The sequence below is a fragment of the Flavobacterium tructae genome (assembly GCF_001853485.1).
GTDB lineage: Bacteria > Bacteroidota > Bacteroidia > Flavobacteriales > Flavobacteriaceae > Flavobacterium > Flavobacterium tructae.
Genome location: NZ_MIKE01000029.1, coordinates 25,650 through 40,100, shown reverse-complemented (window position 1 = coordinate 40,100; position 14,451 = coordinate 25,650). Strand labels below are relative to the sequence as shown.

Here is a 14,451-nt window from a genome sequence, read left to right as displayed (position 1 = left end):
ATCTATGAAAATAAAAGAAATATATGCACTGAATCCTCTACAGGAAGGAATTTTTTTTCGCTGGCAAATATCAGAAAATGAATATTTTGAACAATCCTGTTACCACATCTATGGGAAAGTTGAGGTTGAGTTATTACAGAAAACATTTGATTTTTTGGTGTCAAGACACGATACACTAAGAACCTGTTTTAACAACACTACCGTAAATGATATTTTGCAAGTGGTACTGGACAGTGTTCCCTCCGGTTTCTATTACCGGGACGAGAGCGCCAATGAAAATTTTTCTTTGGAGAATTTTAAAAAATCAGACAGAGATAAAGGATTTAATCTTTATAAAGGCTCACAAATAAGATTAACTGTGATTAAGCTTCGGGAAAATGTATTTGAGTTTATCTGGAGTTACCATCACATTATTTTAGATGGCTGGAGTATCGAACTCTTAATAAAAGATTTTTTTTACGCCTACAAATGTTTATTGGCAGGTCAGGAGATTAAGCTATCTGCACCGCCAAGTTATTCAGCCTACAGCAAGTGGCTGATGGAACTGGATAAAAAAAGTATAGCGGCTTATTGGGAGGAATATCTTTCCGGATTTGAAACTAATACCGGAATACCATTTTTTAACCCCGACAATCAAAATCGTCAGGAAACGGAAGTTAAAGTACTTCATACACTATCCGAAAAAAATAAAGGGACTGTTACAGCACTCTGTCGGGAATTAGGAATTACCGAAAATATCTTTTTTCAAACCATTTGGGGAATACTGCTTGCCAAATATAATGATACCGATGATGTTGTTTTTGGGAGTGTAGTGTCAGGCAGACCTTCAGAAGTAGATCGAATAGAAGAAATGTTGGGGCTCTTTATTAATACGATTCCCGTAAGGATAAAATTTAATTCAGAAGAAACGATAAAGAATATCCTGATTGATACCCAAAAAGAAGCCATAAAAAGTATTCCAAATCATTATATTCAATTGGCAGAAATACAATCCAATAGTAATCTGGGACAGCAGTTGTTTGATACTTTGGTGGTTTATGAAAATTATCCTTCACAGGAATATGCAGAAGATGAGTTGATTAATTCGGCTCAGGACACTTTAGAGGTAGTGGGAGTAGAAGCATTTGAAAAAACAAATTATAATTTTTCACTGGCCATAGTTCCGGGGATTAATACCGTGTTAAGGTTTACCTATAATGCTCAAAAATACAGTTCGGAATTTATAGAAAATTTAAAAAAATGTTTTGAGTACCTCTATCTTCAGGTTCTGGAAAATCCCGACAGTTTATTTTCTGAGATTGATTTAGTTGCGGGAGAAGAAAGAAACAAATTATTTTTTGATTTCAACAGAGAGACTTTTGATATTACGGCAAACCAGACGATCATTGGTTATTTTTCTAAACAAGTCTTAAAAAATCCAAATAAAGCGGCTGTAAAGTATAAGGAAGAATCTCTTAGCTATCAGGAATTAGATGAAAAAAGTAATAAACTGGCACATTTTCTCATTCAGAATTATGATATAAAAGAGCACGATTTTGTTGCAGTCGCATTAGAAAGATCAGAAATGTTAATCGTAACGATTTTGGCCATTTTTAAATTGGGTGCCGTTTATGTTCCAATTGACATTCATTTTCCGGAAGAAAGAAAAAAAATCATAACAGAAAGCAGTCAATGTGTAGTAGTAGTCAATGAAGATACGATCAAAGAATTTGAAAACTCGACTCAGAATGACACTGCGATAAACAGAGAAATAGAACTTTCTCAAATTGCTTATGCGATCTATACTTCAGGGTCTACAGGAAAGCCTAAGGGAGTTATGGTAACACATCGCAATTTCAGTGTGCTTTTGACCAATTGCAGAAAAAAATTCGGAACAGACAGTAAGACACATTTTCCGGTTTTAGCTTCAAATTCTTTTGATATTTTTTTCTTCGAAGTTTTTTATCCTTTAACGATAGGGGGAACCATCACGATATTAAATTCTGAGACCATACAAGATCTCGCACTTTTGAGCAAAGAAATTGAAAAGATCAATGGCTTCCACGCTGTACCGGTTTTAATGAGACAGTTATTGGATTATAGTATTGATTTTGACATGGCAGATCGTTTCTCACAGGTCACAAAAATATTTATGGGAGGAGAAGTTTCTTCAAACGAAACCTTGGAAGATTTGTCAAAGATATTTCCTAATGCTTCTCTTCATGTACTGTACGGACCTACTGAGGGAACTATTTTTATAACGGGACAAACTTATTTGCAGAAACAGAAAAGTTACAATCCGCAACTCATAGGCGTACCTAACAAAGGTTCAAAAATATACCTGCTGGATACCGCAAATAATCTGGTGCCAATAGGAGTTCCGGGAGAAATTTGTATTGCCGGGGAGCAAGTTGCAAACGGATATGTAAATGATGAAGGCATTGGAAGAGAGGTTTTTATGACTGATTTTTTTTCCAGAAAGAAACTCTATAAAACAGGCGATTTAGCCCGCTGGCATTTTAATGGAGTAATTGAATTCATTGGCCGAAAAGACAGTCAGATTAAATTAAACGGGTATCGTATCGAACTTGGTGAAATTGAAACGGCACTTCAGGAACAGGAAACCATCAAAAAGGCCATAGTTTTAGTGGACAACCAAAAAGTAGATCAGAAAAGAATCGTTGCTTTTTATACCGGAGCTGAAGAACTGGACGAAAAGTCATTAAAAAAACAGCTGCAGCAAAAATTGCCGTCGTATATGATTCCTTCAAAGATAATTTGGGTCGAGGCCTTTCCAATTCTGATCAATGGAAAAACAAATGTGAAAGCCTTATTGACTTTAGGACAGCAAACTACCAAAAGCGAACAGTATACTTTGCCTAAGACTGAGTTGGAAGCCAAAATACTAAACATCTGGAAAGCGATCCTTTGTAATGAAAATATTGGCATACAGGACAACTTTTTCGAAATAGGAGGTAATTCTATTTCCCTTATGAAAATGGTACGGCTCATCAACAAAGAATTGGATATAAATTTAAAAGTACTCAATGCATTTAAGTTTAGCAACATTGAGGCACTTACCCATCATATTACGCAAGATGTAGAGCCAGGTCTTGAGCTAGTAGACGAAAAAAATTCCAAATCGGTTGACATCGCCAATCAGACCCTGTCAATTTTAAAAAAGAAGCAGCAAACAAATTAAGAAGTATCTCAATAAAGTAAAATCAAATGGCAACAAACGATAATACAGGTTTAGAAATTGCGATAATAGGAATGTCCTGTCACGTGCCGGGAGCAAATGACTGGAGAACGTTTTGGAACAATATTTCAAAAGGAGAAGAGTCCGTTTATACCTTATCAGAAGAAGAACTTCTTAAAAGAGGCTTTGTTAAAAATGAAACCAGCAAAAATGTACACATTCCGGTCATAGCAGAAGTAGGTAATAAAGGAAGTTTTGATGCTGCCTTTTTCGGATTTACACCTTATGAGGCAGCACTTATGAGTCCGGTACATCGTATGTTTTTACAATCGGCCTGGGAAGCTCTGGAAGATGCCGGATGCCTGTCAGAATCAGCAATCAGTATTTATGCGGGCAGTGGAGGTGATTTGCCTTGGAAAGCACATGTTGCTCTAAATAGCGACAGCAGTAAATTAGATACTATTACACTTGATTTTATAACCAACAAAGATCATTTGCCCACTTTAACGTCGTATAAATTAAACCTAACAGGCCCTTCATTTTCAATCAATACGGCTTGTTCGACTTCACTTTCAGCCGTTCATCTGGCTTGTCGAGGGCTCTTATTTGGAGAAGCGAAAGTAGCTTTGGCCGGAGGTATTTCTTTAATGTTAGAGCCCAGATTCGGTTACGAATACAAAGAAGGATCTATTTATTCAAAAGACGGACATTGCAGAGCATTTGATGAAAAAGCAACAGGAACCATCGGTAGCGAAGGGGTTGGTATCGTGGTGCTTAAACGACTGGAAGAAGCCCTCGAAGACAAAGATCATATTTATGCCGTAATTAAAGGAAGTGCGGCCAATAATGACGGGAACAGAAAAGTAGGATATACAGCCCCAAGTATTGAAGGAGAAATGGAATGTATAAGATTAGCGCATAAAATGGCCGGAATAGCACCTGATAGCGTGAGCTATGTAGAAGCACACGGAACGGGTACAACCTTAGGAGACCCGATTGAAGTAGAAGCACTTAACATGGCTTTTGAAAATAATAAAGAACACAACTGTTTACTGGGTTCAGTAAAAAACAATATTGGGCATACCGATACGGCAGCAGGAGTTGTAGGCTTAATAAAAGCAGCACTTAGTTTAAAATACCGTCAGATACCGGGAACGATAAATTACAGCGACCCAAATCCGAAAATCAATTTTAGCGAAGGCCCTTTTTATGTCCAAAAAGAGCTTCACAAATGGGAATCGGTCAATAATAAGCCTCGTAGAGCCGGAGTAAGTTCTTTTGGAATAGGAGGAACAAACGTGCATCTGGTTTTAGAAGAAGCCCCGGGAAAAGATAAAAATGCGACAAAAGAAAGATCCAATCTTTTCCTTTTTTCGGCCAAATCAAAGAGTTCACTTCAAAATTACCTTTTAAAATTTAAGGAGTTTCTAAAAAATGAAAGCGACATTGCTTTGGACGAAGTTGCTTACACCCTTCAGACCGGAAAAAGACATTTTGATTACAGAGCCGCAATAAGCTGTACGAACAAAGAAGAGTTATTCTTGTATACCGATATTTTAAGCAATGAAGAAAATATAGGGAAGGTTGATGAAAAGAAAAAAACGGTACTCTTATTTTTTCCTCATACAAACCATACAGATATCCAATTCTACAGTAATCTCTACAAAGAAAATGCAGGCTTTAGAAATAAAATAGACCAAAGTATTGCAACAGTGGAGCTAGGCAATTATGACCTGAAAAAATGGATGAATGAAACAGCGGTTAGTGGTAAATCAAAAGACAAGGTACTCACCAAAGTGTTTACGGTACTATCCGGTTATACTTTAGCCAATTTGCTGAAAGAATATGGAATACGGATCAATTTTACTTCAGGTGTTGGAATAGGAGAATATACTGCAGCCTGTGTTTCCGGAATATTACAGTTAAACGAAGTACTCGGGATGATGCTGTACGATGAAAAGGAATTAAGCATACAACCTGCTCAGATTCCTTTTGTACAAGCAGCCAAAGACATCACTATAAATGAAGGAATTTTAACTCCTCAAAAATATTGGGTGAATGGCAGAAGTCTGAAAATTAACGCATCGAAATCCTTCAGTGATATTGTACAAAACAATTCAGCTGTGCTTTTGGAAATGGGCGACAGCACAAGTCTGACACAGTTTTTAAATACCATTTTGGCTGAAAATTTTGAGGAAAATAGTCATGTCACTATTTCCTTATCGCAAACGGATAAAGCAATTCATGCAGATGATATCCTAAAAAATACTTTAAGAAAATTATGGCTCGCGGGAGAAAATATCGATTGGGAAGAAACGTATGATGACAATCACCCCGCAAAAACCACCCTGCCGGTTTATGAATTCGATAAAAGCGAATATCCGCATGTGGTCAATCTTATCCCCGAAAATTTTAATTTTTTGGCTAAAAAAGAGGAAAAAATCGAGGTTGGAGAGAAGGTGAATGTTTTGCAGAAAAAAAAGGAAACTACTTCAGAAATTATTCAGTCTGTGTTTGTTGAATTTCTTGGAGAGAAAAAATTCGATTTGGATAAAGACCTTTTCGAAATAGGCTGTGATTCCCTGAAAGGAATGTTAATCCTCAATAAAATTAAAAATGAATTACAGGTCGAGTTGTCTCTGATGGATTTTATGGAGCATAGTTCCGTAAGAGAGGTAATCGAAAGCGTTGAGGAAATTAAGAACAAAGCATACCAACAAGTAAAAACAATTACCATTTAGCCCCATTATTCTGAATCATAGAATCGTAAAATATTCTAAGGACAATTTACTCTACTTACTTAAATCGAATTGATTATGGATACACTACAGTTTTTGAATTATTTAACGGAAGAAAATATTACTATTCAGTTATCTGAAGATAATCTTAAAATTTCTTATACAAGTGAAGAAATTTCAGAGGCCGTTATGGAGGAGATAAAAGTGCGAAAATCTGAAATCGTAGAATTTTTAAAACAGCAGCAGGAAACCGGGATTGAAGCCAGCATACCATTGGCACCCGCAGATCTGATGTACTATCCGCTCACACCTTCTCAGACAAGATCATGGATTGTGAGCCATAATTGGGGCGATAATTTTGCTTACAACATGTCAAAAAGCTTTCAGTTTGAAGGAGAATTAGACATTACAGCGCTTGAAAAAGCCAGCCAGAAATTGATTTCCAGACACGAAAGCCTTCGAACTGTTTTTGCTGAAAATGAAGGCGGTGAAATATGCCAGTGGATCAAAAGCCCTGAAGAACTAAATTTTAAGATCAGTCACATCGATTTTAGAGGAGAGGATATCTCCGAAGAAAGATTAAGCAAGTTCATTAAAGAGGAGAGGGCAATACCTTTTGACCTGCAGACCGGTCCTTTATTGAAATTTTACTTAATTCGTTTAGAGGAAGATAAATGGTTGTTTTATAGTATCATTCATCATATCATTTGCGACAGCAGATCATTCAATATTCTGATACGTGATTTATTCTTTTTCTATAAAGCCGAAGTAATGCAAGTTGATGCTTTACTACCGGAACTCAGAATACAATATAAAGATGTGGCGGTATGGAAAAGCAAACGTTTTGAGGATATAAATTTAAGTAAAGAAAAAGAGTATTGGATCAATCAGCTGGGGGGAGAACTGCCTTTGCTGCAATTACCTGAAGATTATACCAGACCGGTGATTAGAAATTCTGAAGTGGGGATGCTAAGACGCACCATTAAAGCCGAATCAGTAAAAGAGTTTAAGACGTATTGCAGAAACGAAGGCGGAACCTTGTTTACAGGATTGATGACTTTGTTTAACTTATTGTTCTATAAGTTTAGTGAACAGAAAGATATTATTTTAGGATTTCCCGTGTATGGAAGAGATTTTTCTGAATTGGAAGATCAGATAGGTTTTTACGCAGATACAATTGCTTTGCGAACCCGTTTTGAAGCGCAGAATACCTTTAAGGAACTTTTTAATATTGTAAATACCAATGCTTTCAATGCCTATGAAAACAGAGAGTATCCATTTGAAGAAATTGTAAATCAGCTTCAGGTAGAAAGAAATCCGGGCAGAAATACCCTATTTGATGTATTTGTCGTATTGCAAAATTTTGACACTGATTCTCTGGAAGATGATTTTCTTCCGGGAGGATTAAAAGTGGTTGAATTTGCAGAACTGAAGGAAGGATATTCAGCTTATGATCTTACGTTTAATTTTGCAGAATCAAAAGATGGAAGCCTTTTTTACGAAATCGAATACAACTCAGCAATCTATCAGGAGGAAACAATAAAACGTCTGACCGATCATTTAGAATATTTAATGACGGAAACCATCGCAAACGATAAAATTGCGATAAGTGCTCTGGAGAGCATCGATTCTAGTGAACGCAAAAGAATTTCAGACTGGAGCAGAAATCAATCTAATGTTATTCTTTCTGATAAATCAATAGATGATAGCTATAAAACGTTAGATTTTGGTCTTTATTATTTCGGAAATACCGGAACAGAAGAAAATCAGTATGAAATACTAATGATTGGAGCGGCTTATGCGGATCTTAACGGTTATAGTGCAGTCTGGACACCGGAACGACATTTTAATGAATTTGGCGGACCTTTTCCAAATCCAAGTGTCTTGGGAGCAGCCGTAGCAGCAAGAACCAAAAATATAGGCATACGGTCAGGAAGCGTTGTAGCAGGACTTCATCATCCCATTAGAATAGCCGAAGAATGGTCGGTAGTTGATAATATTTCGGGAGGAAGAGCAGGTATCTGCTTTGCTTCAGGATGGAATGCTAATGATTTTGTTTTTTATCCTGAGAATTTTAAAGACCGAAAGGATATCTTACTTCAGACCATAGAAGAGGTTCGCTCACTTTGGATCGGAAATTCGGTAAATTTTAAAGGAATTGATTCGATAGAGAAACCTTTTAAAATATTACCAAAGCCCGTTCAGAAAGAAGTTTCTGTTTGGATTGCCTGTACCGGAAATATAGAAACCTATAAAAGAGCAGGAGAAATAGGAGCAGGAATTTTGACAGGATTGTTAAATCTTAGTTTTGATGAACTGGAAGAAAAAATTGCGGTATACAGAAAGGCTTACAAAGAAAATAATCATAAAGAAGGTGGCGACAGAGTGGTACTCATGTTACACACTTATCTGGATGAAACGGTAGAAAAAGCACAGGAAAAAGCAAGACCATCCATGAAGAAATACTTGCTAAAATCTCTTGAAATGAATGGAAAAGAAGCTTTGGAACAGAGTAATGATCCGTCACTTCAAAAAATAACAGAAAAGTCAGTTGACGAAATGCTGGATTTTTCGGTTAGCAAATATTTTAAAGAAGGCAGCCTTATCGGAAATTTAGAAAGCAGTTTACCGATTTTAAATAAAGTGGTAAAAGCAGGAGTAAATGAGATTGCCTGTTTAATCGATTTTGGTATTGACAAAACAAGTGTGCTGGAAGGCTTACCCTATATCACAAAATTAAAAGATTCTTTTAACGCTGTACGAAAAGAGATTGGTGCAACTAAAAAGGAGGACAGCAGTAAGAGTATTGAGACTTCGGTACTAAAACTTTTTAAAGAACAATATCTTTTGCATCCCCATAAGATTGCAGTTTCGGACGGTGCTGATTCGCTAACCTATGAAGTGCTTTACCAGAAATCAGAAAATTTGGCCCGATACTTACAATCAAAAGGAGCTAAAAAAGGAATGATCATCCCGTTGTGCATCAACCGTTCTGTTGATCAATTAGTGGGGATTTTGGGCATCTTGTTAACCGGAGCTGCTTTTTTACCCATTGATTCCGGTTTTCCAAACAAAAGAATTACGCAGATTATAGACGAAGTAAATCCTGAATTACTGGTAGCTCAAAAAGAAAACACGAGTCTTTTTTCTTCCGAAATAGTAAAAGTAGATATCGATGAAGTTCCCAATGTTAGGGACGGTATTTTTGAAGCGGTAGAAATAGATTCAAGTGATTTAGCTTACGTTATTTTTACTTCGGGCTCAACAGGAAAACCAAAAGGAGTAATGATCAGTCATCATGCGCTTGAGAATGTAATCGTTTCATTGTCTGAGAAATTAGAATTGGATCAAACCATAAAATTTGTAGCAGTAACTCCTCTGATATTTGATATTTCACTTTTAGAAATCTTCCTGCCTTTAATCACTGGAGGACAGGTTGTAATGACAAACGAAAAGGAAGGAAAAGACATTTATCATCTCAATAATTTTCTAAAAGAGAATACCGTAACTCACATGCTTACAACGCCAACAAGATGGAAAATGCTTTTGGACACAGGCTGGAAAAATACAGAAAATCTGGTGGTTATGGCTGCCGGAGAAGATTTGGATCAACAACTGAAAAATAATTTGGTCGCACTTACCGGTACCGGTATCTGGAATCTTTATGGTCCAACTGAAACCGCGATCATCTCCAGTTTGCAATTTTTGGAACAAGACGATATCGTAAACATCGGAAAACCAATTGATAAAACTGGATTATATGTTTTGTCTGAAGAAAAAATGCTAATGCCACAAGGCGCTGTCGGAGAGCTTTACATTGCAGGAAGCGGACTTGCTTTAGGCTATTTTAACGATAAAGCACTTTCAGACGAGGCGTTTGTTCCCAATATTGTTGATCCTGAGATGGGCGATTTGTTATACAAAACGGGTGATTTAGTCAAATGGCTGCCGGACGGGACTTTGAAGTATATGGGACGAAAAAAGAATCAGATAAAAATCAGAGGTTATCGTATTGATTTAAAAGAAATCGAAAATGTTCTGGAACAATACCAATCCGTAAAAAAAGCAATATTGTCCCTGAATGAAGATGAAAATGGTGAAAAAGAATTGACAGCCTATCTGCACAGCAATGAAAAAATAGACTATGTGTCACTAAGAACATTTCTGAAAAGCTATTTACCGGATTATATGATTCCCGAAAAATTTAAGACCGTAAAGGAAATCCCGGTAACGGTAAACGGAAAAGCAGATCTCAAAAAATTGCAGCTTCTTAAAAATAATCATACCATAAGCAATCAAAACACTTTTGTATTGGCGAGAAATGAGACGGAAAAACAGTTAACGGAGATTTGGAAGGACTTATTAAAACTGGAAGAAATAAGCGTAAACGATAATTTCTTTTTCCTGGGAGGAAGCAGTTTGAAACTTGCAAAAATGAAAAATGAAATCTATAAAAGATTCAGTATACCACCCGTTTCTTTAACCTTATTGCATCAGCTTACTATAGCCTCTTTCTCGGTTGAGGTAGAAAAATTACTCAGACAGACGGAGGAAGTTGACGAAGTGGAATACGAGAAATTCAATATTTAAGATACTCTTTTACTTTTCTAAAATTAAAACCAAATAACCCTTTAAAAATTCAGAAATGATTGAAAAAATAATTTCGCAACCGTCAATCGATGTTGTAAACCCATTATTGTTTTCTATGGGCGAAGATGTAATGGGATTTCTAAACGAAGTTCAGTTGCAATATCCTGAGGCAATTTCATTTGCATCAGGCAGACCAGACGCTAAATATTTCAATATGGGGCAATTTTCTGAATGTCTGGATTATTTTGTACAGCATAATGTTCGTGAAAAAGGGATTGAAGAAAATATAGTTTTGGAAAATCTGGGGCAGTACAACAGAACCAAAGGAATTATAAATACAGAAGTTGCAAAATATCTGTTTATTGATGAGTTTATAAAAGTAAATCCGGAAGATATCCTTATCACAGTAGGAGCACAAGAAGCCATCTCCATTGGAATAACAACGCTTTGCGATAGGGAAAATGATGTTATTCTGGTAGAAGATCCCGCTTACATTGGGATAACACATTTTGCAAAAATCAATGACTACAAAATTGAAAGTATTCCGGTTATTGCAAATGAATCTTCCATAAAAGCAATTGAGGATAAAATTTTGGAGCATCAGGAAAAGGGTAAAAAAGTAAAAGTAGTTTACGTAATTCCCGATTTTCAAAACCCTACCGGAAACAGCATGTCTTTGTCTAACCGCCATAAACTTCTGGCGTTAGCACGTTTGTATGATTTTGTGATATTTGAAGACAATGCCTATGGTGATTTTTATTACGAAAACGAAAAAATGCCTACTCTAAAATCATTGGATGAAAATGATACTGTAATCTACTTGAGATCCCTTTCAAAAACGATATACCCTTCTTTACGTCTTTGTTTAATGGTTGTTACACAAAAAGTAAAAGTGCAGGATAAAATTTTTGCCCTAAGCGATTTAATGGCGAAAACGAAAGGATACGTCACTGTAAATACCCCATCAATCATGCAAGCCATGTTTGGTGGTTTATTACTAAAGAACAAATTTTCGCTCGAATCCTTAAATGCTGAGAAACGGACGGGTATGAAAGAAAAAAGAGATCAGCTTTTAGAAAGTCTGAATCACTTTTTTAATAAGGAAACACAGTACTGGGCAGAAAATATCAGTTGGAATTTACCTGCAGGAGGTTTTTTCTTAATTCTTAAAGTGCCATTTAAAGTGACCAAAGAAGATGTTATAAGATGTGCAGAAGTCAATAAAGTAATTTTTACCCCTATGTCTTTTTTTTACATGAACGAAGGAGGAGAAAATGAGTTGAGGCTGGCCTTTAGTAATGTCACCAAAGAAGAAATAATAGACGGAGTGCAAAGATTGTCTGAGTTTATAAAATCGAAAGTAAAAAACCAATAAAAACTATAAAAATGGAAAACAACAATGAAATAATCGTATCTGATTTTTTTAATATGGAGTACGATTTTGTCGAGTATTATGTGGGTATGGCTAAAATGGTAGTATTCTGGCACGTTAAAGCATTAGGTTTTGAAGTGATAGCTTACGCCGGACCGGAAACAGGTGTTTTAGATCGTTGTTCTTATTATATCGTAAAAAATGATATAAAACTGGTGATCACCTCAGCATCACAGCCTAGTTCGTACAAAATAGTTTCTTTCGTAGATCTTCACGGGAACGGTATCAAGAGACTGGCCATAAACGTTGATAATGTTAAGGACTTCTTCGAAAGAGCTATGAAAAACGGGGCGATACCGGTAGAACATCCGCATTTAACCTCAGATGAAAATGGTTTTGTAGAACAGGCATCTTTAAAAATGTTTGACGATAATGAAATTGTACTCATCAATTACGATAATTATAATGGAGATTTTCTTCCGGGATATAAAAATGTACAGAGCGAATGGAACTTTGAAGGAGAAGATACCGGTCTGCAAAAAATTGACCACGTAGCTTGTGCCTTAAGACTCAACGAAATCAATTTATGGGAAAAGTATTTTAACAACATCTTCCTTTCTAAAACTGTGGTCGAATTTGATGAGAGAAAAGTAAAAGGCGAAAAGAAAATCGGGATGTTATTGAAAGTACTTCAATCCGGTAATAAAAGCATTAATAACGTTTTGGTTGAACCGGAACATGGCGTAAAAAATCAGGTACAATTGTTTATCGATCAAAACTACGGAACCGGAATACAACATATCGCTTTTGAATCAAACAACATTATTAAATCAGTAAAAGCATTGAGAGAGTCCGGTGTGAAATTTACCAGATATCCGGATTCTTACTATGAAAAATTAGCTTCGAAATATCCTGAATTGGATGTAGAGCCTTTAAAAAAGCACGGGATCTTGTGCGATGTTTTAGAGGGAGCCCTACTCTTTCAAATCTTTACCACACCTATAGGAGACAGAGCTACATTTTTCTATGAAATAGTACAAAGAGTAAATGATTATCAAGGCTTTGGTTTAGATAATATCTACGCTCTGTTTGAAGCAATGGAAGAAGAACTGACACTTTCGAATAAAATTTAACAAGGATGACAGGCTGCAAGACCGATATTATAAATGCTATAATTGAAATAGTGGGGCATGACTATGTATTAACAAATGCAGAGTTATTGTACAATTATTCCAGAGACTGCACCTCTGATGAAGAGAGTATACCCTCGGCAGTAATCTTACCTAAAGATGAAAAAGAGATATCAAAAATTCTTAAAATCTGTAATGAAACCAAGACCAGTATCACCGTGAGAGGCGGTGGTACCGGAGTTAGCAGAGGAGCATTATCCCATACAAATGGTCTGATACTTTCGCTGGAACGGTTGAATAAAATTATCGAGATTAATAAAATCGACAGGATTGTTACAGCAGAGTCAGGAGTGATCACTCAGGATTTGCGTAATGCGGTTTTAAAAGAAGGTTTAAATTTTCCGCAAAACATCAGCAGTGCCAACGCTTGTTTTATAGGTGGAAATATAGCAGTATCGAGTGGCAGTCCAAAATCATTGAAATATGGTACGACTAAAGATTATGTCATCAATTTAGAGATCGTTTTACCTGATGGAAGTATTATATGGACAGGAAAAAATGTAACTAAAAATGCAACCGGTTATAATCTTACCCAATTGTTTACCGGAAGCGAAGGAACACTGGGCATCATCACTAAAGTAGTATTAAAACTAGTTCCTCCCGTGAAAGAACTGCTTCTCATGATTCCCTTTACTAAAATAGAGAAGCTGTTTGAAGGCGTACAGCAGTTTTTTGTAAAAGGATACGACGCTTCAAGTATTGAATTTATTGATCAAAAAGGAGTAGAGCTGGCCTCGAAATTTCTGGATAAAAAACAATGGGATTCTAAACGTATTGAAGGGATTTTATGGATCGAACTTGAAGGCACAGATTCAGAAAAACTAATGCAGCAGGCTATTGAAATCAGTGAATTTATCAGTGCTTATACACCAGAAGAAATTAACATAGCAGATACCCAAAACGAAGTGAAAGCACTATGGGAAATGCGTTCTAAAATTGGAGAAGCGGTGATTCATCATGTGTTTTTCAGAGACATCGACATTGTAGTACCCCGCTCTAAAATTGATGAAATGTATAAATCAATCGCAGGGATAGCCCAAAAATATGATTTTGAATACACGGTTTTCGGACATGTTGGGAATGGAAATTTTCATGTCAATATTTTTCAGGACAAACAAAGCAGCAAAAAGCAGTGGGAAGACCATCTGGCAATTTGGGTGAAAGCCATTTTCCTAAAAGCACTAGAACTAGGCGGAACCATTTCAGGAGAACACGGAGTAGGTAAAATTAATCTTCCCTATTTAGAAGATGCCATGACCAACCATCAGATCCATATAATGAATGGCATCAGGGAGCTATTCGATAAAAACAGAATAATAAATTAAAATTTTTGCACAGGACCATTTAACTAACATGCACTATACCATTTAGTGTACACGAAAA

The 14,451-nt window shown here is 36.3% G+C and carries 6 protein-coding genes; all 6 read left to right on the top strand.

Going from position 1 to position 14,451, the window contains the following annotated elements; all coding sequences use genetic code 11:
• Positions 1 to 4: 4 nt before the first annotated feature.
• The 6 genes from BHE19_RS21590 to BHE19_RS21565 all read left to right on the top strand — a co-directional run bounded on the left by BHE19_RS21590 (position 5) and on the right by BHE19_RS21565 (position 14,393).
• Positions 5 to 3,181, top strand: a complete 3,177-nt coding sequence (locus tag BHE19_RS21590; protein WP_070908824.1) for a non-ribosomal peptide synthetase — start codon at positions 5 to 7, stop codon at positions 3,179 to 3,181.
• A 26-nt stretch (positions 3,182 to 3,207) separates the two neighbouring features.
• The gene (locus BHE19_RS21585) at positions 3,208 to 5,919 is read left to right on the top strand and encodes a beta-ketoacyl synthase N-terminal-like domain-containing protein (protein ID WP_070908823.1); all 2,712 of its coding nucleotides are present in this window, start codon (positions 3,208 to 3,210) and stop codon (positions 5,917 to 5,919) included.
• 75 nt (positions 5,920 to 5,994) lie between these two features.
• Complete coding sequence (locus BHE19_RS21580; RefSeq protein WP_070908822.1) at positions 5,995 to 10,506, top strand: non-ribosomal peptide synthetase; 4,512 nt, start codon at positions 5,995 to 5,997, stop codon at positions 10,504 to 10,506.
• Positions 10,507 to 10,561: 55 nt separating this feature from the next.
• Complete coding sequence (locus BHE19_RS21575; RefSeq protein WP_070908821.1) at positions 10,562 to 11,881, top strand: aminotransferase-like domain-containing protein; 1,320 nt, start codon at positions 10,562 to 10,564, stop codon at positions 11,879 to 11,881.
• A gap of 11 nt (positions 11,882 to 11,892) precedes the next feature.
• The gene (locus BHE19_RS21570; RefSeq protein ID WP_017496625.1) at positions 11,893 to 13,011 is read left to right on the top strand and encodes a VOC family protein; all 1,119 of its coding nucleotides are present in this window, start codon (positions 11,893 to 11,895) and stop codon (positions 13,009 to 13,011) included.
• A gap of 5 nt (positions 13,012 to 13,016) precedes the next feature.
• Entirely contained in the window at positions 13,017 to 14,393 is a 1,377-nt protein-coding gene (locus tag BHE19_RS21565; RefSeq protein ID WP_070908820.1) for an FAD-binding oxidoreductase, read from the top strand.
• The last annotated feature ends 58 nt before the right edge of the window (positions 14,394 to 14,451 follow it).

Bases quoted from the DNA above. Each gene is read 5' to 3' on its own strand.
- BHE19_RS21590 (WP_070908824.1), top strand. From the start codon at position 5: ATGAAAATAAAAGAAATATATGCACTGAATCCTCTACAGGAAGGAATT.
- BHE19_RS21585 (WP_070908823.1), top strand. From the start codon at position 3,208: ATGGCAACAAACGATAATACAGGTTTAGAAATTGCGATAATAGGAATG.
- BHE19_RS21580 (WP_070908822.1), top strand. From the start codon at position 5,995: ATGGATACACTACAGTTTTTGAATTATTTAACGGAAGAAAATATTACT.
- BHE19_RS21575 (WP_070908821.1), top strand. From the start codon at position 10,562: ATGATTGAAAAAATAATTTCGCAACCGTCAATCGATGTTGTAAACCCA.
- BHE19_RS21570 (WP_017496625.1), top strand. From the start codon at position 11,893: ATGGAAAACAACAATGAAATAATCGTATCTGATTTTTTTAATATGGAG.
- BHE19_RS21565 (WP_070908820.1), top strand. From the start codon at position 13,017: ATGACAGGCTGCAAGACCGATATTATAAATGCTATAATTGAAATAGTG.